At 64.2% G+C, this 21,337-nt stretch carries 24 protein-coding genes; 10 read left to right on the forward strand and 14 right to left on the reverse strand.

The genetic code is table 11. The annotated features are described in order from the left end of the window. The first annotated feature begins 348 nt into the window (after positions 1-348). A complete protein-coding gene (locus tag QJT78_RS17065; RefSeq protein WP_007603495.1) occupies positions 349-687 on the forward strand; it encodes a P-II family nitrogen regulator in 339 nt (112 codons plus the stop codon). Positions 688-839: 152 nt separating this feature from the next. Next, on the forward strand, positions 840-2,249 hold the full coding sequence (gene glnA / locus QJT78_RS17070) for a type I glutamate--ammonia ligase (RefSeq protein WP_028149029.1): 1,410 nt from the start codon (positions 840-842) through the stop codon (positions 2,247-2,249). A gap of 113 nt (positions 2,250-2,362) precedes the next feature. On the opposite strand, the gene QJT78_RS17075 is transcribed toward glnA, so the two are convergent. The 4 genes from QJT78_RS17075 to QJT78_RS17090 form a co-directional block, all read right to left on the reverse strand. Continuing rightward, positions 2,363-3,499, reverse strand: a complete 1,137-nt coding sequence (locus QJT78_RS17075; protein ID WP_080586557.1) for an asparaginase — start codon at positions 3,497-3,499, stop codon at positions 2,363-2,365. A gap of 81 nt (positions 3,500-3,580) precedes the next feature. Then, a complete protein-coding gene (locus tag QJT78_RS17080; protein WP_028149027.1) occupies positions 3,581-4,342 on the reverse strand; it encodes a slipin family protein in 762 nt (253 codons plus the stop codon). Then, a complete protein-coding gene (locus tag QJT78_RS17085) occupies positions 4,339-5,742 on the reverse strand; it encodes a nodulation protein NfeD (protein ID WP_028149026.1) in 1,404 nt (467 codons plus the stop codon). The genes QJT78_RS17080 and QJT78_RS17085 overlap by 4 nt, the downstream gene beginning before the upstream one ends. Positions 5,743-5,913: 171 nt before the next feature. Continuing rightward, positions 5,914-6,171 carry a tautomerase family protein gene (locus QJT78_RS17090; RefSeq protein ID WP_028149025.1) on the reverse strand — a complete coding sequence of 86 codons (258 nt, stop codon included), beginning with the start codon at positions 6,169-6,171 and terminating at the stop codon, positions 5,914-5,916. 151 nt (positions 6,172-6,322) lie between these two features. Between QJT78_RS17090 and QJT78_RS17095 the strand changes: the two genes are divergently transcribed. Continuing rightward, entirely contained in the window at positions 6,323-7,300 is a 978-nt protein-coding gene (locus QJT78_RS17095; RefSeq protein ID WP_028149024.1) for a helix-turn-helix domain-containing protein, read from the forward strand. Positions 7,301-7,342: 42 nt separating this feature from the next. On the opposite strand, the gene QJT78_RS17100 is transcribed toward QJT78_RS17095, so the two are convergent. After that, complete coding sequence (locus QJT78_RS17100) at positions 7,343-8,116, reverse strand: gamma-glutamyl-gamma-aminobutyrate hydrolase family protein (RefSeq protein ID WP_028149023.1); 774 nt, start codon at positions 8,114-8,116, stop codon at positions 7,343-7,345. 90 nt (positions 8,117-8,206) lie between these two features. Then, the gene (locus QJT78_RS17105; RefSeq protein ID WP_028149022.1) at positions 8,207-8,923 is read right to left on the reverse strand and encodes a hypothetical protein; all 717 of its coding nucleotides are present in this window, start codon (positions 8,921-8,923) and stop codon (positions 8,207-8,209) included. Between the two features lie 137 nt (positions 8,924-9,060). Between QJT78_RS17105 and QJT78_RS17110 the strand changes: the two genes are divergently transcribed. Next, entirely contained in the window at positions 9,061-10,194 is a 1,134-nt protein-coding gene (locus tag QJT78_RS17110; RefSeq protein WP_028149021.1) for an AI-2E family transporter, read from the forward strand. Between the two features lie 83 nt (positions 10,195-10,277). Here QJT78_RS17110 and QJT78_RS17115 read toward each other — a convergent pair whose 3' ends face one another. The 6 genes from QJT78_RS17115 to QJT78_RS17140 form a co-directional block, all read right to left on the reverse strand. Beyond that, positions 10,278-10,574 (reverse strand): antibiotic biosynthesis monooxygenase family protein, encoded by a 297-nt coding sequence (locus tag QJT78_RS17115; RefSeq protein WP_014494819.1) that lies wholly within the window; start codon positions 10,572-10,574, stop codon positions 10,278-10,280. A 99-nt stretch (positions 10,575-10,673) separates the two neighbouring features. Then, on the reverse strand, positions 10,674-10,910 hold the full coding sequence (locus QJT78_RS17120) for a hypothetical protein (RefSeq protein WP_028149020.1): 237 nt from the start codon (positions 10,908-10,910) through the stop codon (positions 10,674-10,676). A 70-nt stretch (positions 10,911-10,980) separates the two neighbouring features. Next, a complete protein-coding gene (locus tag QJT78_RS17125; protein WP_028149019.1) occupies positions 10,981-12,201 on the reverse strand; it encodes a GGDEF domain-containing protein in 1,221 nt (406 codons plus the stop codon). 230 nt (positions 12,202-12,431) lie between these two features. Continuing rightward, the gene (gene rpsI / locus QJT78_RS17130) at positions 12,432-12,911 is read right to left on the reverse strand and encodes a 30S ribosomal protein S9 (protein ID WP_007611021.1); all 480 of its coding nucleotides are present in this window, start codon (positions 12,909-12,911) and stop codon (positions 12,432-12,434) included. 1 nt (position 12,912) lies between these two features. Continuing rightward, positions 12,913-13,377 carry a 50S ribosomal protein L13 gene (gene rplM / locus QJT78_RS17135; protein WP_008137961.1) on the reverse strand — a complete coding sequence of 155 codons (465 nt, stop codon included), beginning with the start codon at positions 13,375-13,377 and terminating at the stop codon, positions 12,913-12,915. Between the two features lie 157 nt (positions 13,378-13,534). Continuing rightward, positions 13,535-13,963, reverse strand: a complete 429-nt coding sequence (locus QJT78_RS17140) for a PaaI family thioesterase (RefSeq protein ID WP_028149018.1) — start codon at positions 13,961-13,963, stop codon at positions 13,535-13,537. 86 nt (positions 13,964-14,049) lie between these two features. Here QJT78_RS17140 and QJT78_RS17145 point away from each other — a divergent pair, with 86 nt between their 5' ends. The 4 genes from QJT78_RS17145 (at position 14,050) to QJT78_RS17160 (ending at position 17,468) form a co-directional block, all read left to right on the forward strand. Further along, positions 14,050-14,874 (forward strand): enoyl-CoA hydratase, encoded by an 825-nt coding sequence (locus QJT78_RS17145; protein ID WP_038943042.1) that lies wholly within the window; start codon positions 14,050-14,052, stop codon positions 14,872-14,874. Between the two features lie 106 nt (positions 14,875-14,980). Continuing rightward, complete coding sequence (locus QJT78_RS17150; RefSeq protein ID WP_028149016.1) at positions 14,981-15,565, forward strand: CoA-binding protein; 585 nt, start codon at positions 14,981-14,983, stop codon at positions 15,563-15,565. A 139-nt stretch (positions 15,566-15,704) separates the two neighbouring features. Beyond that, positions 15,705-16,985 carry an O-acetylhomoserine aminocarboxypropyltransferase gene (locus QJT78_RS17155; RefSeq protein ID WP_028149015.1) on the forward strand — a complete coding sequence of 427 codons (1,281 nt, stop codon included), beginning with the start codon at positions 15,705-15,707 and terminating at the stop codon, positions 16,983-16,985. A gap of 138 nt (positions 16,986-17,123) precedes the next feature. Then, positions 17,124-17,468: a hypothetical protein gene (locus QJT78_RS17160; RefSeq protein WP_028149014.1), complete on the forward strand. Its 345-nt coding sequence runs from the start codon at positions 17,124-17,126 to the stop codon at positions 17,466-17,468. Positions 17,469-17,473: 5 nt separating this feature from the next. Here the strand turns inward: QJT78_RS17160 and QJT78_RS17165 are convergent, their stop codons facing one another. Beyond that, complete coding sequence (locus QJT78_RS17165; protein WP_028149013.1) at positions 17,474-18,550, reverse strand: COX15/CtaA family protein; 1,077 nt, start codon at positions 18,548-18,550, stop codon at positions 17,474-17,476. A gap of 110 nt (positions 18,551-18,660) precedes the next feature. Between QJT78_RS17165 and QJT78_RS17170 the strand changes: the two genes are divergently transcribed. Further along, positions 18,661-18,876 carry a DUF2842 domain-containing protein gene (locus QJT78_RS17170; protein WP_014494810.1) on the forward strand — a complete coding sequence of 72 codons (216 nt, stop codon included), beginning with the start codon at positions 18,661-18,663 and terminating at the stop codon, positions 18,874-18,876. Here the strand turns inward: QJT78_RS17170 and QJT78_RS17175 are convergent. Further along, positions 18,873-19,916 (reverse strand): polysaccharide deacetylase family protein, encoded by a 1,044-nt coding sequence (locus QJT78_RS17175; protein WP_028149012.1) that lies wholly within the window; start codon positions 19,914-19,916, stop codon positions 18,873-18,875. The two genes, QJT78_RS17170 and QJT78_RS17175, sit on opposite strands and share 4 nt — an antisense overlap. A gap of 112 nt (positions 19,917-20,028) precedes the next feature. Here QJT78_RS17175 and QJT78_RS17180 point away from each other — a divergent pair, with 112 nt between their 5' ends. After that, a complete protein-coding gene (locus QJT78_RS17180) occupies positions 20,029-21,210 on the forward strand; it encodes a GNAT family N-acetyltransferase (RefSeq protein WP_028149011.1) in 1,182 nt (393 codons plus the stop codon). Positions 21,211-21,337: the final 127 nt, after the last annotated feature.

Here is a 21,337-nt window from a genome sequence, read left to right on the forward strand (position 1 = left end):
ACGTTCCGTACAGACCCACCCGGCAGAACAACGATTTGCACAGATATTGAACCGATTGCCTATTTCGTAGTCTGCGGTATTTTGAGCCAGTCGGCTCCACCTATCAGAGATGCGCGTTAAAAGGCTGATAACGCTCCAATAATCAGGGCATTTGCAACTTGGCATAGACCCTGCTTTCGAGGAAGCCGCTTCGGTTCGTCGTGCTCACTGGCAATCTATCAGGGTGTGGCCGGCCGTTGTTGCCGGGCTGGTCAGGCATCCCGGCATAGCGAAGACAAGATCGTGCGTTAAGAAAAGCGCATCCTGACGAAGACGTTGCTATTTGATCGAAAGGCCGGGAGGCGCGCAGTGAAAAAAATCGAAGCCATCATCAAGCCATTCAAGCTCGACGAGGTGAAGGAAGCGCTTCAGGAAGTCGGCCTGCAAGGCATCACCGTGACCGAGGCCAAGGGCTTTGGCCGGCAGAAGGGCCACGCCGAGCTTTACCGCGGCGCAGAATACATCGTCGATTTCCTCCCCAAGGTGAAGATCGAGATCGTGATCGGCGACGATCTGGTCGAGCGCGCCATCGACGCGATCCGCCGCGCCGCGCAGACCGGGCGCATCGGCGACGGCAAGATTTTCGTCTCCAATATCGAAGAGGCGATCCGCATCCGGACCGGCGAATCCGGGCTGGACGCTATCTGAGCCGGGTGCTATCCCGCATTTTGCGACACTCCGACAAGAAAAAGGCTGCTTCGGCGGCCTGATTTTGTTTGTGCGCTCGCGCGCGAACTCGCCAAAAGCGAGAACAATCCTGCTCACCTGGAAACCGACCCGCAGAGCCAAAAGGGGTATGCATGAAGACCGCCAAAGACGTCCTGAAATCGATCAAGGACAACGACGTCAAATACGTCGACCTGCGCTTCACCGATCCGCGCGGCAAGTGGCAGCATGTGACGTTCGACATCAGCATGATCGATGAGGACATTTTCGCCGAAGGGACGATGTTCGACGGCTCCTCGATCGCCGGCTGGAAGGCGATCAACGAGTCCGACATGTGCCTGATGCCGGATCCGGTGACCGCGACGATCGACCCGTTCTTCGCCGAGACCACCATGGTCATCACCTGCGACGTGCTCGAGCCGACCACCGGCGAGCCCTACAACCGCGACCCCCGCGGCATCGCCAAGAAGGCCGAGGCCATGGTGAAGTCGATGGGCGTGGGCGACACCGTGTTCGTCGGCCCCGAAGCCGAGTTCTTCGTGTTCGACGACGTGCGCTTCTCCGCCAACCCCTACAGCACCGGCTTCCGTCTCGACTCCTCGGAGCTGCCGACCAACTCCGACACCGAATATGAAGGCGGCAATCTCGGCCACCGCGTCCGCACCAAGGGTGGCTACTTCCCGGTGCCGCCGCAGGACTCCGTGCAGGACATGCGCTCCGAAATGCTCGGCGCCATGGCCAAGATGGGCGTCAAGGTCGAGAAGCATCACCACGAAGTCGCGTCCGCCCAGCACGAGCTCGGCATGAAGTTCGACACGCTGACGCTGATGGCCGACCACATGCAGATCTACAAGTACTGCATCCACCAGGTCGCGCACATCTACGGCAAGACCGCCACCTTCATGCCGAAGCCGGTCTATGGCGACAACGGCTCGGGCATGCACGTGCACCAGTCGATCTGGAAGGACGGCAAGCCGGTGTTCGCCGGCAACAAATACGCCGACCTGTCGGAGACCTGCCTCCACTACATCGGCGGCATCATCAAGCACGCCAAGGCGATCAACGCCTTCACCAACCCGTCGACCAACTCCTACAAGCGTCTGGTCCCGGGCTATGAGGCCCCCGTGCTGCTCGCCTACTCCGCGCGCAACCGTTCGGCCTCCTGCCGCATCCCCTACACCGCTTCGCCGAAGGCCAAGCGCGTCGAGGTGCGCTTCCCCGATCCGCTCGCCAATCCCTATCTCGGCTTCGCCGCGATGCTGATGGCCGGCCTCGACGGCATCAAGAACAAGATCGATCCGGGTCCGGCGATGGACAAGGACCTCTACGACCTGCCGAAGGAAGAACTGAAGCAGATCCCGACGGTGTGCGGCAGCTTGCGCGAGGCGCTCGAAAACCTCGACAAGGACCGCGGCTTCCTCAAGAACGGCGGCGTGTTCGACGACGACTTCATCGACAGCTACATCGAGCTGAAGATGACCGAGGTCGAGCGCTTCGAAATGACCCCGCACCCGGTCGAGTTCGACATGTACTATTCGGGCTAAGCCGCTCGAACTCTCTGCGACAAGCAAAAGGCGCTCCGCGAGGAGCGCCTTTTCGTTTTGGGAGCGCAGGGTGGATTACGGCTACCCCACGCTGCAAGATACGACCTGCCCAATCACCACGTTGCAGTGAAGGCGCGCTGGAGCTCGGCCGGAGCCGTCACCCCGCCCGCGATCAGCAATTGAGTGAGAACACGGGCCTTCTGCGGATTGAGGTCCTCGGACACGACGAAGCCGTTCTTGTCGTCGTCAACCTCGACATTCCTGGTGACGAAGCCGGATCGAACCCGCGTCGAGCGGACGACGACGATGCCCTTCTTCGCCGCCGCTTCGAGCGCATCGAGAGCCTGCTTCGACGTGTTGCCGTCGCCGACGCCGGCCAGCACGATGCCCTTGGCGCCGTGCGAAATGGCATCCTCGATCGGAACGGCGTCCATGTTGGCATGCGAGTAGACGATCTCGACGCGCGGCAATTGCTCGCCCGCCGGGAGCGGATAGGTCGCGCGCTTGGAGCTGGCGGCCTGGGTCATGAAACGGATGCCGCCGGCGGTGTCGACATAGCCGATCGGGCCGTCATTGGGGGAGCTGAACGTCTCGATGCTCGTGGTGTTGGTCTTGGTGATCGAGCGGGCGCTTTGGATCTTGTCGTTCAGCACGGCCATCACGCCGCGGCCGCGAGAGCGCGGATCGGCCGCCACCTGCACCGCTTCGTACAGATTGCCGGGACCGTCCGCACTCACCGCCGTGGCCGGGCGCATCGACCCGACGATCACCACCGGCTTGTCGCCGCGTACGACATTGTCGAGAAAGAACGCGGTCTCCTCGAGCGTATCCGTGCCGTGCGTGATGAGGATTCCATCGGCTTCATTCTTGTCGAAGGCGTCCTGGATGCGGCGGGCCAGGGCAAACCAGACCTTGTCGTTCATGTCCTGGGATCCGATCGACGAAATCTGCTCGGCGTTCAGCTTCGCGAGCTTGTCCAGGCCCGGCACCGACTGCATCAACTGTTCGCCAGTGATCTGGCCGGATTTGTACGCGCCGGTCGCACGCGCGTCGGCCTGGCCTGCGATGGTGCCTCCCGTCGCAAGCACGAGAATGCGCGGCAGGCCGGCCGCCGTCGCGTCCTTGCCCGGTTCTGCGGCCCGCGCCGCATCGATCCCCCATGAGCAAAGTGCGAGGGCGACCAGCGGGACGGTGAGCATCAATGTCCGATTTCGGCGGCGGCTTGCTGGTCTGGCGGCATGCTTCGTCATCGAATTTTCCTCCCGTTTAAGTTGGGAGCGATATTCGACACCTCCATTAGGGCCGAAGATGGGTCATCCTGCCGCTTATGGCTACGGGTTGTCGCGCCGCGGCAAAAGATGGTCGAGCAGGCCCATCGGCAGCGGAAAGACGACGGTAGAGGACCGTTCGCCCGCGATGTCGTGCAGGGCGGCGAAATAACGTAGCTGCATCGCCTGAGGCTCCTGCGCGAGAATCCGGCCGGCTTCGACGAGCTTTTCGGCAGCCTGCTGCTCGCCCATCGCATTGATCACCTTGGCCCGCCGCAACCGCTCCGCCTCGGCCTGTTTGGCAATCGCGCGCACCATGGTTTCATTGAGATCGACGTCCTTGATCTCGATGCCGGTGACCTTGATGCCCCAGACGTCGGTCTGCTTGTCGAGGATTTCCTGGATGTCCGCGTTCAACCTGTCGCGCTCGGCAAGCATCTCGTCGAGCTCGTGCTTGCCGAGCACCGAGCGCAAGGTGGTCTGGGCGAGCTGGCTGGTGGCGGCCATGTAATCGCCGACCTTGATGATGGCCCGTTCGGGGTCGACGATGCGGAAGTACAGAACGGCGTTGACCTTGACGGAGACGTTGTCCCGCGAAATCACGTCCTGCGGCGGCACGACCTGCACCATCACCCGCAGATCCACCTTCACGAGTTGCTGCACGATCGGAATGAGGATGATGAGGCCCGGGCCCTTCACGCCGGTAAAGCGGCCGAGCGTAAAGATGACGCCACGCTCGTATTCACGCAGGATTCGAATAGCCTGGGACAGGAACATGATGACAAGCAACGCGAGCGCCGCATAGGTCAGATATTCCAGCATCATGATGTACCTCCCTCGCCTGTTGGTGCGCGGCGTATCAGCAGCGTCAGGTCGACGATGTTGGCGACTTCGACCGTCTCTCCGGGCTTGAACGTTTCGGCGCCGCGCGCCTGCCAGCGCTCACCGTGGGCGAAGACATGACCTTCGTTCCCATTCCAGTCGAGAACCTCGGCGGGCAAGCCTCGCATGGCCTGCGCGCCGACCAGTGCAGGAGCCCTGCCGACGCGCCGAAGCGAACCAAGCACGACGAGCGCAAAGCCGACGAACACTGCCGCGGTGATGCCAATCACCCACCACGACAGGTGGTAGCCCGGCGCCTCGCCCCTGAAAAGCATCAGCGCTCCCAGCACGAAAGCGATGATCCCCCCGAGACCGATCACCACGGTCGGGTTGAAGGCTTCGATGGTGAGAAGCACGAGTCCAACCAGCATCAGGGCGAGGCCGGCATAATTGATCGGCAGCAGATTGAGCGCATAGAGGCCGATCAGCAGGCAGATCGCGCCGACGACTCCGGGGGCGACGGCTCCAGGAGACATGAACTCGAAGATCAAGCCGTAGATGCCGACCATCAGGAGAATGAACGCCACGTTCGGATCGGTGATCACCGCCAGGAAGCGGGATATCGGTCCTGGATCGATGGCTTCGACGACGGCATCCTTCGTCACCAGGCGTTGCGTCTTGCCGCCTGCGACCTCGACCACGCGACCATCGATCTGCCTCAGCAATTCAGCCTGATCGCGCGCGACGAGATCGATGGCATGAGCCTCTAGCGCGGCGTTGGCAGAGAGCGTGGCAGCCTCACGGACCGCCTTCTCCGCCCAGTCCACGTTGCGGTTGCGCAGCTCCGCAAGGCTGCGGATGAAAGCAACCGCATCATTGGTCGCCTTTGCCGTCATGGCATCCTTGGGCTGATCCTTGGACTCGCTCTGCTGGTCACCGTCCTTCTTGTCCTTGCCGCCCTTGTCCGCCGGTCCGCTCGGAAGACCCGGCAGCGGCCCGCCGATCTGCACCGGCGTCGCGGCGCCAATATTGGTGCCCGGCGCCATCGCCGCGATATGGGTCGCATAAAGGATATAGGTCCCCGCGCTCGCCGCGTGGGCGCCGGAGGGCGCGACGAAACCGACGACAGGGATCGGCGAGGCCAGCACATCCGCGATGATCTCGCGCATGCTGGAATTGAGACCGCCGGGCGTGTTCAGTCTCAGAAGCACGACCTCGGCGCGCCGTTCGCTTGCCTTGGCCAAAGCCTCCTTGACGTAGCTGGCCGACGCAGGGCCGATGGCTCCGTCGATCGAAACGACCAATGCAAGACGGCCGTTCTCCTCCGCTGAGCTGGGAAGGAGGCAGCAGATCAAAGCCACGACGCCAATCGCCGCAACGAGGGCCGCCTTCATGGTCTGCACGGCAGGGCTCCCTTGCAGAGCATATGGTGCGCGTCTTGCGAACCTCAATGCGGCTGCGTGCAGGCCATGGTCGTGATTGTGCGATGCAATGGAAAACGTCCCGCAGATCGATTGAGCACAGGGCGGTGGCGAACCATGCCTTTGGCTGGTCCGCCCGCGCACGCTGCGCCGCTACGGCCGCGGGACCCGCACGCCATCCGCGCCGATGGTGCCGAACATGCCGGCGATGATCTCAGGCGTCGGCTGTATGCCGCCCAGCGACCAGTGCGCCGGCTCCTGCTCCTCGATCCTGACCCAGACATTCCTGCGGAAATCCGGGTTGCCCTGCCCTTCGACCTCGACCAAGAGATCGGTGACGCGCTCGAGCAGGGTCTTCTTTTGCCCGGCATCCAGGATGCCGCGGACGGTGGAAATGGTGACGTAAGGCATGTCTCTCTCCAATCATGTCGTGTGGCGACGGCACGAGACTGGACCTGACAGCGCCGGCAAGGCAGTGGCGGATGAGACAGAGATCGGGCAATTTCCGCCACGCAGCCCCGCGGCGATCGGCTAGGATCGCCGCGCCTGTCCTGGAGGTCTCATGAAGCTTGCAATATTGGCGCTGGAAGGCTGCATGCATTCGGCGATCGCCGGGGTCGCCGACATCCTGTCGCTCGCCAATCACGTGATGCAGCAGAGCGGTGCGAAAACGCGCTTCGCCTGGGAGGTGCTTTCGCTCGACGGCAAGCCGGTGCGCGCCGGCGGCGGCCAGATGGTCGCCGTCGATGGCGCGGTCGGCAAACGCGGTCGCTTCGACGCGATCCTCGTCCCCGGCAACCTCGTCGATCACGTCACGGCGGAACGCCTGCAACCGCAATATGCCCGCGCCGGCGCCTGGCTGCGGCAGCAGCATGCGAGCGGCCGGCTGATCGGCGCGTTCTGCAGCGGCGTGTTCCTGCTTGCAGGCAGCGGCCTGCTCGACCACCGCCGCGCCACCATCACCTGGTGGCTGCAAGGCGAGCTGCGGCAGCGCCACCCCACCATCGACCTCGCCGCCGACGCCGTCATCACCGTCGCGGACCGCATCGTCTGCGCGGCCGGACCGATGTCGTGGGTCGACCTCCTGCTCAGGCTGATCGAGATGGTCGACGGCAAGGCGATTGCAAAGCTCTGCGCGGACTACGTCGTCATCGACACCGCGCAACGCACCCAATCGATCTTCATGCCCGTCGGCTATTTGCTGTCGCAGGACCCGCTGCTGACCCGGGCCGACCTGCTGGTTCGCCGCACCGGCAAGAGCCCGATGACGGTCAAGCGCCTCGCCGATGCGCTCGGCCTCAGCGAGCGCACGCTGAACCGGAAGTTCCAGGAGCTCACGCGCGAGCCGCCGCAGGCCTTCATCATGCGCCGCCGCGTCGAGCACGCGCGCACGCTGCTGGAGACGACGGCGCAGCCGATCAAGACCATCGCACGCACGGCCGGCTACGAGGACGAGAGCAGCTTTCGCAAGGCGTTTCGCAAGCTGACCTTGATGTCGCCGCAGGCCTATCGCGCAAGACGGATGGTACAGACGGCGTAAGCTGCAAGACCAAGGCGTCGTCCAGTCGAGAGCTGCGAGCTGTTACGCCGTCGCACGCTGGCGTACGACCATCGCTTCGCCAAAAGCCTCGAACAGCTTGCGGTTGATCGGATTGCGCTGCGGGTCGTATTCGGCGTGCCATTGCACGCCGAGCGCGAAGGTCGGGGCTTCCGCGATGCGGATCGCCTCGATGGTGCCGTCCTCGGCGATGCCCTCGATCAGCACGCGCTTGCCGGGGTCGAGAATGCCCTGGCCGTGCAGCGAATTGACCCTGATCTTCTCGCAGCCGAGCAGCCGCGCGAAGGCGCCTCCGGGCGTGAGGTCGACGTCGTGACGGTCGGCGAACACCACGGTCGGATCGGGATGAATCTCGCCGTTATCGAGACGGGGCATGCGGTGGTTCATGCGGCCCGGGATCTCGCGGATCTCCGGATGCAGCGAGCCGCCGAAGGCGACGTTCATCTCCTGCAGGCCCCGGCAGATGCCGAACAGCGGAATGCCGCGGGACACGCAGGCGACCGAAAGCGCCAGCGCCACCTCATCGCGGTGGATGTCGTAGGGCTCGTGCCGTTCACACGGATCGACATTGAAGCGGGTCGGATGGACATTGGCGCGGGCGCCGGTGAGCACGATCCCGTCGACCACATCGAGCAGCGCGCCGATATCGGTGATGTCGGGCGCTCCCGCAAACATCATCGGCAAGCCGCCCGAGACCTCGGCCACGGCGCGCAAATTGCGCTCGCCGACCATCTGGACCTGAAATCGATTTTCGACGCGATGGGCGTTCCCGATCACGCCGACGACCGGCTTTCTCATCTCCCGTTCCGACCTCCCGCGTAAGAAGATTCTCCAAACATGCCCTTGGGAGGGAACAAATTCAACAGAAGGGATCGCGGGACGGCAATGCTATTTTCGCGCAAATGCCTCCCGGGCCTCGGTTGTCCCCACGACGGGCAGGCCGGCGGCCTTCAGCGCGGTTGCCGCCGGATCGTCCGGCGTGGCCAGCCAGGGCAATTTCGCCTCGATTCCGCGCGTCACGGGCTCCCCGAGCACACCGCCGAAATCGATCGGCCAAAACCCGTTGGGCACCACCTCGGCGGTGAGGGCACGGACGGCGTAGCCGTCGCCCAGAACCGCATCCGCATGGTCGCCGGCGACAAGGCGCGCGGTCTGGGGATCTCGCGGATCGCCAAAGCTCACGAGCACGGGGATCAGCTCCCCCTGCACGGGGACAATGCCGGCCTGCCGGCTGATATCGTTGAACGAGACGCGGTTGCCGTGCGCGGCGCCATAGGCACGGAGCGCGACATAGTTGATGTCGTCGAGGTCGAGCTTGCCGCCCTGCTGATGCGCCAGCAATGCCACCAGGTTCTTGCCTTTGCCGCCGTCTTGGCCGAGATCGACGAACACGGCCTCCCCGCGCATCGTGGTGCGGCCGCCACGGTTATAGTTGCGGTCAGGCACGACGGCGAGAACACCGGACCCCGTCTTGATCCCGTCAGGCGTCGTCACCTCGACCGTGAGGCGGTATTTATGGCCGGGCCGGTTGATCCGGATCTGGTCGCCGATCACGATCACGGCCAGGAGCCCGAGCAGACCGGCCCACTTGCTGATGAAACTCAAGCGCCCCCCACCTGTTTCCTCCTCATCGCTCTGCACCGTTCGCGCGACAGCGTCAAACCAGCGCGTTGACGCGGTCTTGATCGGAAGCGCGTTTGTCGAAAGAGTGCCCCGCCCGCAGCCGCCGAAAAGGACATGATGTGACCATCCGCGCAGACCAACGCCCCACGACCCGCACCGATCTGGCTTGGGCAATTTCGGTCGGCGGCATCGGTGTCGTGCTGTTCACGGCGATGCTGGTCTTCACCTGGTATTTTGCGACCACGCTGCTGCTGATCTTCACCGGCATGCTGCTCGGCGTCGGCCTCAACGCGCTGACCAACGCGCTCGGCCGCCGCGTGCACCTGCCGCACCCGGTCCGGCTCGCGATCGTCTGCGTCGTGCTTGCGATGCTGCTCGCGGGCGTCGCCTATCTCGGCGGCGCCACCATCGCCGAGCAGGCCTCGCTGCTGAGCAAGACCATCAAGTCGCAGATCGGCAACGTGAAGACCTTCCTGGACAACCACGGGATCGACACCAGCTACTTCGATCTCGGCAACGCCGCGTCCGACGCCTCGGCCAATCCACCATCGGACTCGACACCCTCGCCAGCAGCACCCCCGCGCGGATCCTTGCCTGGCGCCGGCGCGCTGGCCTCCAGCGGTGGCGCGATCGTGAGCCAGACCTTCAAGCTGCTGCTCGGTACCATCCACGGCGTGGGAAACATCTTCATCGTGCTGTTCCTGGGGCTGTCCTTCGCCGCCCAGCCCGGCGTCTATCACGACGGCCTGTTGTTCCTCGCGCCGACGAGGCATCGCACCCGCGTCACCCTGATCATCGACGGCATCAGCGAGACGCTGGAACGCTGGCTGATCGCGCAGATCGTCGTGATGATTGCGGTTGGCATCGTGACCTGGATCGGGCTCGCCATCATCGGCATCCCCGGCTCGTTCATCCTGGGGATTCAGGCGGGTCTGCTCGCCTTCATTCCGACCGTCGGCGCCATCATTGCCGGCGTCGTCGTGGTGCTCGCGAGCCTCGCCTCGGGCTGGATTCCGGCGCTGTCGGCCTTCCTCCTCTTCATGGGCGTGCACGCGATGGAAAGCTATGTGCTGACGCCGATCCTGCAGCGGCAGGCGCTCGACATCCCGCCGGCCACGCTGTTCGCGTTCCAGATCCTGCTCGGCGTCGTGTTCGGCATCTGGGGCTTGGCGTTGGCGCTGCCACTGGTCGCCATCGCCAAGGTCATGATCGACCATTTCAAGACGTATGAGGCGCCGCCTCTGGCAGCATGATCCGGAAAAGTGCGCAGCGGTTTTCCGAAAAGATCATGCTCAGGCGACCGGCGACCAGCCGGCGTAAGGCGTCGTGAAGTAGCTCAGGTCGTCAGCACGGTCTCGGTGTGCTCGACCTCCGGGGGCGAAGCAAAATACTGGCCGACGAGGCCGCGCCATTCGGTGAAATTCTCCGAGCCGCGGAAATCGACGGTGTGATTTTCCAGCGTCGCCCACTTCACCATCAGGCGGTAGCGCTGCGGCTTCTCGATCGACTTGTGCAGCTCGAAGCCGTGAAAGCCCTTGGAGCTGCCGAAGGCGGCCTTGGCCTTGGCGACGGCCGCCTCAAAGTCCTTCTCGCTGCCCGGCTTGACGTCGATTTGCGCGATCTCGGTGATCATCGGTTTCCACCTTGTTTGTTTGGTGGGTGTGTTTACCGCAGCTCGCAACGAAGAAAAAGGCACCGAATCGGCGCCCTGACCGGTCAAAAATGCGTGCTCTCAGGCCAACAGCAGAGCGGTGCCTGCCACGATGAGCGCGCAACCGATGAACAGCGCGAGCGGCCAGTAGCTACGGCTTTGCGTGTAGCGCCCCTGCGCGCGGCGCTCGGTGATCAGCGCGCGCTCGTATTCATCCGCGGTGGAGAACACGCAGGCGAAGCCGCCGCGTGCCGAGGCCGCAGCGGCTTCGAGCGACATCAGGGCAGCCTGCGGGTTCTGTCGACGGATCGATTCCATGACCGCAATGGTAGGGATCGAATGGTAAACAGCGGATTACCGAAGGTGCCTCTTGAGCCGCCTCTTGGTTTCAGGCCGTGGCCGGACGCGCCTGCGGCGCACCGACCCGCGCCGCGCTCTGGCGGCGCCAGTTCTCCAGCGACAGCGGCAGCTCTTCCGCCGCCTCGACCCGGTTACGGCCACCGCGCTTGGCCTGGTAGAGCGCGGTGTCGGCCGAGGCCAGCAGCACCTCCAGCTCGGTGCCGGCCGGACCGCCGGCGACGCCGATGCTGACGGTGGTGTCGACCGGGCCCTCGTCGACCACGACGCCGGAGGTCTCGAACGCCTCGCGCACGCGCTCGGCAACCAGGACACCCTCCTCCAGCGAACACGGCAGCAGCGCTGCGAACTCCTCGCCGCCGATGCGGCCCGACATGTCGGTCATGCGCAGGTTGCTGACAACGACGGTCGAGAACAGTTTCAGCATCTCGTCGCCGGCGGGATGGCCGAAGCGGTCGTTGATCGACTTGAAATGATCGATGTCGAAGATCATCACGGTCACGGGACGGCCGGCCTTGGCCTCACGCTCGATTACGCGCCCGCAGGCTTCCGAGAAGCCGCGGCGGTTGAGCATGCCGGTCAGGGGATCGGTGGACGCGGCGGTCCGGTGCGCCGTCACCGTGCGCTCCGACACCAGCATGAAGATCACGAACACGGTGCCGACGGCATAGAGGATGAGCTCGACCGCAAACACGGTGACCCAGATGCTGCCGGAGAAGCCGGCATCGTTCGGACGCAGGAAGCTGCCGAGCACGATCGGCAGCATCAGAACGCAGCCGTGCATCACCGGCACCACGAAGGCCGGCCAGCGCCGTTGCAGGCTCTTGCGTCGCTCGACCCAGAGCTCGCTCGCCGTCAGCGCCGCATAGACCGAGACGATACCCGCGCCGACGATCATGCGCAGCATGGACGCGGCGGGATCAAGCAGCGTCACGGCGGCGGCCCAGGCCAACGCGCCGACGAGGAGACCCGGCCAATTCGGTTTGCGGCCGTGGAAGACGCGCGCCGCGTTCCACACCATGCCGCAGGCGACGAAGCCGACCGCGTTCAGCGCAAGGTAAAGATGCGGGCCGAGCTTGTCGCCGGCCGCGGTCCATAGCGCGACGGACGCTGCGCCGAGGAGATACGCGGTGCCCCACCATTTCAGCGCGGGGCTGTTCTCCTGCTTGCCGAAAAACACCATCATGGCGCCGAGCAGTGCGGCAACCATGGTGGCGACCAAATAGAGCGTGATGCTATCGAGCGACATCATGTCGGCCCCCTTCTAGACATAGCAAGTTACGCGATCGGCCCAGCCGACTTGCGCGCCCTTCCAGATGCGACGCTATGTCCCGCGGGTTCCATTCAGGTTTTCACGCACGGCCAAGTTTTCGGGAAACGCGCCATCAATTTGCATACAAACGAACAACAAAAAGGGCGCTGAAATCAGCGCCCTTTTGCATCTCATTGAAGCCGCTTTCGCGGCGAATCTGACCGAAGCGATTAACGCTTCGAGAACTGGAAGGACCGGCGGGCCTTGGCCTTGCCGTACTTCTTGCGCTCGACCACGCGGGAGTCGCGGGTGAGGAAGCCGCCCTTCTTGAGCACGGTACGCAGCTCCGGCTCGAAATAGGTGAGCGCCTTGGAGATGCCGTGACGGACGGCACCGGCCTGGCCGGACAGACCACCGCCGGCAACCGTGCAGATCACGTCGTACTGGCCGGAACGCGCGGCCACCGAGAACGGCTGCTCGATCATCATGCGCAGCACGGGACGGGCGAAATAGACCTCGACCTCGCGCGAGTTGACCGTGACCTTGCCGGCGCCCGGCTTGATCCAGACACGGGCGACCGCGTCCTTGCGCTTGCCGGTGGCGTAGGCGCGGTTGAACTTGTCGACCTTCTTCTCGTGCTTGGGCGCGTCGGGCGCCGCCGCCGTCTTGAGCTGCGAGAGCTGGTCGAGCGACTGGATGGATTCGGCCATGTTATGCGGCCCTCGTGTTCTTGCGGTTCAACTTGGCGATGTCGATCTTCTCGGGCGTCTGGGCCTCGTGCGGATGATCGGCGCCGCCATAGACGCGGAGGTTGCCCATCTGGACGCGACCGAGCGGACCACGCGGGATCATGCGCTCGACGGCCTTCTCGAGCACGCGCTCGGGATGCTTGCCTTCAAGGATCTGGCGCGCGGTGCGCTCCTTGACGTGGCCGACGTAACCGGTGTGCTTGTAGTAGGTCTTCTGCTCGCGCTTGCGACCGGTGAGGACCGCATGCTGCGCGTTGATGATGATGACGTTGTCGCCGCAATCAACGTGCGGGGTGTAGGTCGGGAGGTGCTTGCCGCGCAGGCGCATGGCGACGATGGTGGCGAGACGGCCGACGACCAGACCCTTGGCGTCGATCAGTACCCACTTCTTCGTCACCTCAGCCGGCTTTGCCGAAAAGGTTTTCATATCGAGTTTCCGTGGACGGGAGATATCGGCGCGAACACCGCACCGGACTGCGCGATTTTCTAGAGAAGTGACGCGCAACGGTCAATGCCCAAAGATGGAAATTACAATAGCAAAATCAATATCTTAAAATTAAGGTGCTATATTACCTGAAAAAACCTCAAACATTTGGAATGGAATAGGTCGAGGTGACATGGGCGATTGGATCGGGCGACGTGCCGGACAGCAGCTTCACCTCTCCGACCGCCAGGCGCTTGCCGAGCTTGAGCAGCCGCGCCTCCGCCAGCACATCCTGGCCGGGCTGGCCCTTGCGCAGGAAGTTGATGTTGAGATTGGTGGTGACCGCGAGTCCGATCGGCCCGATCGCGGACAGCAGCACCACGTACATCGCGAAATCGGCCAGTGCCATCAGCGTCGGGCCGGACACGGTTCCACCCGGCCGCAGCATCCTTTCGCTGTAGCGCTGGCGCAAAAGGCAGGTCTGGCCGTCGGCGGTCTCGATCGTGATGTCATCGCCGCTGAAGGCCTGGGGAAACTCGTCACGGAGAAACTGCTCGACCTCCGCCACGCTCATTTTCGCTAACGCCATGCTTCGCCTCACCCTCGCTTCGCATCCCCTGTTACATTAAGTTATCTGCGTCATCCAATTGCAAGAATCCAACCGGAAACGCTTCGATGTCCGCCCAGGCCGCCAGCGCCCCCTCCCCGCAACCGTCGATCCTGCTGCGCGAGACCGTAGGGCCCATCGCGGTCCTGACGCTAAACCGTCCGGCCGCGCGGAACAGTCTGTCGCAGGCGATGATCGCAAGCCTCCATGCCGAGCTCAACGAGATCCGCGACGACAAGGCGATCCGCGGCGTGGTGATCGCAGCCAACGGCCCCGCCTTCTCCGCCGGCCACGATATGAAGGAACTGACCGCGCGCCGCACTGACCCGGATCGCGGCCGCGCCTTCTTTGCCGAGATGATGACCGCCTGCAGCGCAATGATGCAGGCGGTTGTGCACTTGCCGAAGCCCGTGGTCGCTGCCGTCCAGGGCATCGCGACCGCGGCCGGCTGCCAGCTCGTGGCAAGCTGCGATCTCGCGATCGCCTCGGAAGCGGCGAGCTTCGCCACGCCGGGCGTCGATATCGGGCTGTTCTGCTCGACGCCGATGGTGGCGTTGACGCGGAACGTGCCGCGCAAGCAGGCGATGGAAATGCTGCTGACCGGCGAGCCGGTCCCGGCCACGCGCGCCCGCGAGATCGGGCTCATCAATCGCGTGGTTGCAGCCGGCACCGAGCGCGACGCCGCAATTGCACTCGCCGAACAGGTCGCGCTGAAGTCGGCCTACACCGTCAAGCTCGGCAAGGAGGCGTTCTACCGCCAGGCTGAGATGAGCCTTGCGGACGCCTATCGCTATGCGGCAGAGGTGATGACCGAGAACATGATGGCGCGCGACGCCGAGGAAGGCATCGGCGCCTTCATCGAGAAGCGCACGCCAACATGGCGGGATGAATAGAATTCGTCATTGCGAGCGAAGCGAAGCAATCCAGAATCTTTCCGCCGAGGCAGTCTGGATTTCTTCGTCGCTTCGCTCCTCGCAATGACAGCAAAAAGAAGAGCCAATGAACCACGACGCCTATCCCGACAATTACATCCGCGGCATCCTGAACAGCGTGAAGTCGATCGCGATGGTCGGCGCCTCGCCCGTCAATGTGAGGCCGAGCTATTTTGCGTTCAAATATCTGGCGCAGCGCGGCTATGACATGATCCCGGTCAATCCCGGCCATGTCGGCAAGGATCTGCTCGGAAAGCCGTTTGTCGCCTCGCTCTCCGACATCGGCCGCCCCGTCGACATGATCGACATCTTTCGCAACTCCAGCCACATCATGCCGGTGGTCGAAGAAGCGCTCACGCTCGATCCGCTGCCGAAGGTGATCTGGATGCAGCTTGGCGCGCGCGACGACGCGGCCGCGGCGAAGGCCGAGGCGGCCGGGATCAAGGTCGTGATGAATCGCTGCCCCAAGATCGAATACGGCCGCTTGTCGTCCGAGATTTCCTGGATGGGCGTCAATTCGCGCACCCTGAGCTCCAAACGGCCGCCGGCGCCGACGCAAGGCATGCGGCTATCCCTCAATCGGATGAGTGTCGGCGGCGGCGACACCGCGGCATCGGATCGCGCCGCCAAAAACAAGAGCGAACAAAGCTGACGCAATCGCGAAGGATTCATTTCGCTCACGCGACAGCGCGTAGCACGATCGTTTCCGATGTGACGCGGCGCCTTGACGGCGGGCGCGTCGCCGATCAGCATGCCGCGCGATTTCAGATCACAAGAACAGGACGCCCTCAATGAGCGATCGCCTTCCGGGATTTTCGACCCTCGCCGTGCATGCCGGTGCACAACCCGATCCCACCACCGGTGCGCGCGCGACCCCGATTTATCAAACCACCTCTTTCGTCTTCAACGACGCCGACCACGCCGCCTCGCTGTTCGGTCTGCAGGCATTCGGCAACATCTATACCCGCATCGGCAATCCCACCAACGCGGTGCTGGAAGAGCGTGTTGCCGCACTCGAAGGCGGCACCGCCGCGCTTGCGGTCGCCTCGGGCCACGCCGCACAGGTCGTGGTGCTGCAGCAATTGCTCCAGCCCGGCGACGAATTCATCGCCGCGCGCAAGCTCTATGGCGGCTCGATCAACCAGTTCTCGCATGCGTTCAAGAGCTTCGGCTGGAACGTGGTGTGGGCCGATTCCGACGACATCGCGAGCTTCGAGCGCGCGGTGACGCCGCGCACGAAGGCCATCTTCATCGAGTCCATCGCCAATCCCGGCGGCAGCATCACCGACATCGAGGCGATCTCGACGGTGGCGCGCAAGGCGGGCGTGCCGCTGATCGTCGACAACACGCTGGCCTCGCCCTACCTGATCCGCCCGATCGATCACGGCGCCGACATCGTCGTGCACTCGCTGACGAAATTTTTGGGCGGCCACGGCAATTCGCTCGGCGGCATCATCGTCGATGCCGGCACGTTCGACTGGTCCACGGGCGGCAAATATCCGATGCTGTCGGAGCCGCGGCCCGAATATCACGGCATCCGCCTTCAGGAGACCTTTGGCAATTTCGCTTTCGCGATCGCCTGCCGCGTGCTGGGCCTGCGCGACCTCGGACCGGCGCTGTCGCCATTCAACGCCTTCATGATCCTGACCGGCATCGAGACGCTGCCGCTGCGCATGCAGAAGCACTGCGACAACGCTAAAGCCGTCGCCGAATTCCTCGCCGGCCATCCGGCGGTGGCCTCGGTGAGCTATGCGGGCCTGGCAAGCGACAAGTACAACCAGCTTGCACGGAAATACGCGCCGAAGGGCGCAGGCGCCGTGTTCACCTTCAGCCTGAAGGGCGGCTATGACGCCGGCGTCAGCCTGGTGTCGAAGCTGCAACTGTTCTCGCATTTGGCCAATGTCGGCGACACCCGCTCGCTGGTCATCCATCCCGCCTCGACCACGCACAGCCAGCTCGACGACGCCGCCAAGGTGAAGTCCGGCGCCGGCCCCGACGTGGTGCGGCTCTCGATCGGCATCGAGGACAAGGAAGATCTGATCGCCGATCTCGAACAAGCGCTGGGGGCTTAGTTCCTTGTCGTTCCGGGGTCGGTGCTCCGCACCGCCCCGGAATGACGGCGGCCGTTTTGGCCGCAGTCAGTTAACAGTCATTAACCATATCTGCCGCATACATCGTCCTTGGATCGCCCCTTTGATTCGGAGCCGACGATGCTGCGCTGGATGGTACCTGCCCTTGCCGCCATGCTGACGGTCTCAGCTGCCGTTGCCGCCGATCTGCCGGCCACAGCGAGACGGCGCGCTGCCGTGCCGCCGCAGGACCCGCCACAGGTCTATGTCGAGACCGATCCGGATGCGCTGATCTCGCCGGCCTATGGCATCGGCAGCTACATCCGCAACCTGCCGGGCACGCCGCTCCTGCCCGGCTCCAACACCTTGCCGGGCTATTATGGCCGGCCCTGGAGCTACGATTATCAGGGCCCGTACTACGGCGGACCGCAGGTCGGCTATTTCTGGCGCCTGCCCTACGCCTGCGGCGTCTACGGCTACTGCTGACCTGATCAGCCGGCCTGACCGACCGGAACCGCGCGCGGCTGCGCCTGTGCAGATTGTCGCGAGGCCAGCCGCTCCACCTGCATCACTGCAAGCGTCAGCACCACGATCGCAACCGCTTGGTGCGAAAGCGCGAGATCGATCGGCACCTGGTTGAGCAGCGTGAGGATCCCGAGCACCGCCTGCAGGCTGACCGCGGCGAACAGCCAGAGCGCACCGCCGGCCGCTGCGCGTGAACGCACCGCATCAAACGCGTGCAGCGCCGCCAGCACGAACAGCACATAGGCCGTCATGCGATGCTCGAACTGCACCGTCAGCACGTTGTCGAACATGTTGCGCCACCACGGCGTCTCGAACCACAGCCGCTCAGCCGATGGAATGAACGCGCCGTCGATCTGCGGCCAGGTGTTGTAGGCGCGCCCGGCGCGCAGGCCCGCGACCAGCGCGCCGAAATAGATCTGGACGAAGGTCACGATGAGGAGCAGCACGCTCGTGAATCTCAGCCGCGCGGGCGCAACGATCTGCGGACGCTCGGCGAGGCGCCGCACCGTCCAGACGATGCCGGCGAAGATCAGCAGCGCCAGCATCAGATGCGTCGCCAGCCGATATTGCGAAACCTCGACCCGTTCCGTCAGGCCCGAGGCCACCATCCACCAGCCGACGGCGCCCTGGAGTCCGCCGAGCGCGAACAGCAGCCACAACCGCCGCTTCAACTCGCCCGACAGGCCGCCGCGCCACAGGAAGAACAGGAACGGCAAGAGATAGGCAACGCCGATAAAGCGGCCGAGAAAGCGGTGGCTCCATTCCCACCAGAAAATCTCCTTGAACTCGGACAGGCTCATGCCCGCATTGAGCTCGCGATATTGCGGAATCTTCTTGTAGGCCTCGAACGCCTCGGTCCACTGCGCCTCCGACAGCGGCGGAACGCTGCCCGTCACAGGCTTCCACTCGACGATCGAGAGCCCGGATTCCGTCAGCCGTGTCGCGCCGCCGACCAGCACCATCAACGCGATGAGGGCGGCCACGGAAATCAGCCACCAGCGCACGGCGCGATACGGCTCGGACGGTGTGGAATTCGTCGTCATTTCGGGGCCAAAACCAGGACCTGAACCAAAGAGACTTGAACCGGACTGCGTGCCCCTTATAGTCCCCCGCTCCCGCAGCGCAAGTTACGCGAAGGCCGCAGCATTCCGTCATGACGATCCGCACCCGCAAGTTCCTCGGCGCCATCCTGCTCCTGGTGCTGGCCACCGTCTGGGCCCTGCTCGGCATGGCTCTGGCGCAGATGCCGTGGATCGCCGAGTCCGGCTGGCGGCAGGCGATCTACTACGTGGTGGTCGGCATGGGCTGGGTGCTGCCGGCGATGCCGATCGTGAGCTGGATGCAGCGGCCGGATCGCGTCAAATCTTAATTCGTAACGCTGCGGGTCGGTTTCACCGGCGCGAAGGCAACACCGGACACCAGCACGCGCAGCATGCGCAGTGATTGTATCCGGCCGTCCCAGGAAATCCGCGGCAATGCGCGCAGATTGGTGCGCCCCTCTGCATCCACGATGCCGGGGATGGTCGAGACGGCGCTGGCAAAGCCGGCCTCCTCCGCCATGACGACATGGCTGCGCCGGAAAGACGAGCGATCGCCGAACGGAAAGGCCAGATGCCTGATCTCGCGGTCGAAGGCCGCTTCCGCGACCGCCTTGCCCATCGTCATCTCGCGCAACGCGGCGGCGTCCTTCATGTTGGCGAGAACGGGATAGTTCACGGTCGCGCTGCCGACCGTGACCAGCGGATCCGCCGCAAGCCTTGCCAGATCCTCCCAATCCATCGAGGCTTCGCGCGTGAGCGCAGCGAGGTCGATCCGGTAGCGCGTGCAGAGATCGGCGATCGCAGCCGACACATCCGCCGGCGGCAACGAGCGCAGCCAGCTCTCGACGAACGAAAACAGCGCCTGCTTCTCGGCGTTGCCTGTGACGGTGAATCGCTGCTCTTTCTCGCCCATCATCAGGTTGATGCGGCTCTCGCGCGCGATCATCCGCTCGAGCCCGAGCCACCAGGCCTCTCCGACTCCATCGGGAAACGCGGTGGGCACATAGATCGTGAACGGCACGGCGTGGCGCGCCAGCACCGGATAGGCGAAGCTGATCAGGTCCTTGTTGGCGCCGTCGAAGGTCAGCGCCACGAAGCGCCGCTTCTCCGGCAGAGTCACCGCGCGGCGGCAGACATCGTCCATGCCGAGGAAGTCATATCCCCACTGCTTCAGCGCACCAATGGCGCGATCGAGAAATTGCGGACTGATCTCGCTTTCACGCAGCGGCTGAAACGCGCCGCGCCGCCGCGGCCGCACGTGCTGAAACCGCAGGATCGCGCCGGCGCCGCGTCTGCGCAGCACAGCCTGACCGGTGAACCAGGCCAGCTCGAGCCGCAACCGCTCCAGCCATCTGTCGTCGGATGCCAATATCCCACCTTCGCGTTCGCCTGATTGTCATTACCCTTTGTTGACATTTCTTTGCAAAGGTCGGCCACAGGCCGAAATACGCAAATTTTTCGTTTCTCGACAGGTTTCGTGAATGACCATGGCTGCGGCGATGCAAAGCCGGACGGCAGAATCGCCAGCGCGGTCGAAAGCGAGCCGTATCGCGCATGTCGATATCGTCACCGATCTGGCCGAGGCCGAGACGGTCTGGCGCGCGTTCGAGGAGAGCGGCCACCTCTTCACGCCCTACCAGCGCTTCGACCTGCTCAACCCATGGCAACGGCTGGTCGGCAGCCACGAAGGCGCCAGTCCGTTCATCGTCATTGCCCGCGACACCGAGCGCCAGCCGCTCCTGCTGCTGCCACTGTCACTGCGGCAAAGCCATGGCGTGCGCACGGCCTGTTTCATGGGCGGCAAGCATACCACCTTCAACATGGGCTTGTGGAACGCCGAGTTCGCAGCCGACGTCGCCATCGCCGATCTCGACGCGCTGCTTGCGCCGCTGCGCGAGCATGCCGACGTGCTCGCACTGACGCAGCAGCCGCTGCGCTGGCACGACCAGCACAACCCGTTCGCGCAGCTGCCGCGGCAGAGTGCGATCAACGGCTGCCCTCTCCTGGCGATGGAGCCGGGCGGGCCGCCCGCATCGCGGATCAGCAACTCCTTCCGCCGCCGGCTCAAGAGCAAGGAAAAGAAGCTCCAGGCGCTTGCCGGCTATCGTTATCACCTCGCCACCACGGATGCGGACGTCACCCGCCTGCTCGACTGGTTCTTCCACGTCAAGCCGGCGCGGATGGCCGAACAGAAACTGCCCAACGTCTTTGCCGAGCCCGGCGTCGAAGCGTTCATCCGCAGCGCATGCCTGTCGCCGCGCGGCGAAGGCCGCGTCATCGACATCCATGCGCTCGATTGCGACGACGAGGTGATCGCGATCTTCGCCGGCGTCGCCGACGGCCAGCGCTTCTCGATGATGTTCAATACCTACACGATGTCCGAGCACGCCCGCTACAGCCCCGGGCTGATCCTGATGCGCTACATCATCGACCGCTACGCCGAACGCGGCTACCGCTCGCTCGATCTCGGCATCGGCTCGGACGATTACAAGCGCATGTTCTGCAAGGACGACGATGACATTTTCGACAGCTTCGTGCCCCTGACCGCGCGGGGAAAACTCGCGGCGATGGCGATGTCCTCGCTGAGCCACGGCAAACGGCTGGTGAAGCAGAACCAGATGTTGTTCGATCTGGCGCGGCGGCTGCGGCAGACGTTCGGGTAGCGAGATGCCCTTCCCTTCTCCCCTTGTGGGCCTGTTGCGTAATTCGTCAATTGTGATTCCCTAAGGCAAAGCCTCGGAGGGTAGCGATGGCGGTCAAGCGGACGGGACAGCCGAGCTTTGTGGAAGC

Origin of the sequence: Bradyrhizobium sp. Mp27 (assembly GCF_029953005.1) — a bacterium.
GTDB lineage: Bacteria > Pseudomonadota > Alphaproteobacteria > Rhizobiales > Xanthobacteraceae > Bradyrhizobium > Bradyrhizobium barranii.

What these genes read in the sequence shown, in the direction of transcription:
- glnA (WP_028149029.1), top strand. Translation starts at nt 840, where the DNA reads ATGAAGACCGCCAAAGACGTCCTGAAATCGATCAAGGACAACGACGTC.
- QJT78_RS17075 (WP_080586557.1), bottom strand. Translation starts at nt 3,499, where the DNA reads ATGACGAAGCATGCCGCCAGACCAGCAAGCCGCCGCCGAAATCGGACA.
- QJT78_RS17080 (WP_028149027.1), bottom strand. Translation starts at nt 4,342, where the DNA reads ATGATGCTGGAATATCTGACCTATGCGGCGCTCGCGTTGCTTGTCATC.
- QJT78_RS17090 (WP_028149025.1), bottom strand. Translation starts at nt 6,171, where the DNA reads ATGCCTTACGTCACCATTTCCACCGTCCGCGGCATCCTGGATGCCGGG.
- QJT78_RS17095 (WP_028149024.1), top strand. Translation starts at nt 6,323, where the DNA reads ATGAAGCTTGCAATATTGGCGCTGGAAGGCTGCATGCATTCGGCGATC.
- QJT78_RS17100 (WP_028149023.1), bottom strand. Translation starts at nt 8,116, where the DNA reads ATGAGAAAGCCGGTCGTCGGCGTGATCGGGAACGCCCATCGCGTCGAA.
- QJT78_RS17115 (WP_014494819.1), bottom strand. Translation starts at nt 10,574, where the DNA reads ATGATCACCGAGATCGCGCAAATCGACGTCAAGCCGGGCAGCGAGAAG.
- QJT78_RS17120 (WP_028149020.1), bottom strand. Translation starts at nt 10,910, where the DNA reads ATGGAATCGATCCGTCGACAGAACCCGCAGGCTGCCCTGATGTCGCTC.
- QJT78_RS17125 (WP_028149019.1), bottom strand. Translation starts at nt 12,201, where the DNA reads ATGATGTCGCTCGATAGCATCACGCTCTATTTGGTCGCCACCATGGTT.
- rpsI (WP_007611021.1), bottom strand. Translation starts at nt 12,911, where the DNA reads ATGGCCGAATCCATCCAGTCGCTCGACCAGCTCTCGCAGCTCAAGACG.
- rplM (WP_008137961.1), bottom strand. Translation starts at nt 13,377, where the DNA reads ATGAAAACCTTTTCGGCAAAGCCGGCTGAGGTGACGAAGAAGTGGGTA.
- QJT78_RS17140 (WP_028149018.1), bottom strand. Translation starts at nt 13,963, where the DNA reads ATGGCGTTAGCGAAAATGAGCGTGGCGGAGGTCGAGCAGTTTCTCCGT.
- QJT78_RS17145 (WP_038943042.1), top strand. Translation starts at nt 14,050, where the DNA reads ATGTCCGCCCAGGCCGCCAGCGCCCCCTCCCCGCAACCGTCGATCCTG.
- QJT78_RS17150 (WP_028149016.1), top strand. Translation starts at nt 14,981, where the DNA reads ATGAACCACGACGCCTATCCCGACAATTACATCCGCGGCATCCTGAAC.
- QJT78_RS17155 (WP_028149015.1), top strand. Translation starts at nt 15,705, where the DNA reads ATGAGCGATCGCCTTCCGGGATTTTCGACCCTCGCCGTGCATGCCGGT.
- QJT78_RS17160 (WP_028149014.1), top strand. Translation starts at nt 17,124, where the DNA reads ATGCTGCGCTGGATGGTACCTGCCCTTGCCGCCATGCTGACGGTCTCA.
- QJT78_RS17165 (WP_028149013.1), bottom strand. Translation starts at nt 18,550, where the DNA reads ATGACGACGAATTCCACACCGTCCGAGCCGTATCGCGCCGTGCGCTGG.
- QJT78_RS17170 (WP_014494810.1), top strand. Translation starts at nt 18,661, where the DNA reads ATGACGATCCGCACCCGCAAGTTCCTCGGCGCCATCCTGCTCCTGGTG.
- QJT78_RS17180 (WP_028149011.1), top strand. Translation starts at nt 20,029, where the DNA reads ATGACCATGGCTGCGGCGATGCAAAGCCGGACGGCAGAATCGCCAGCG.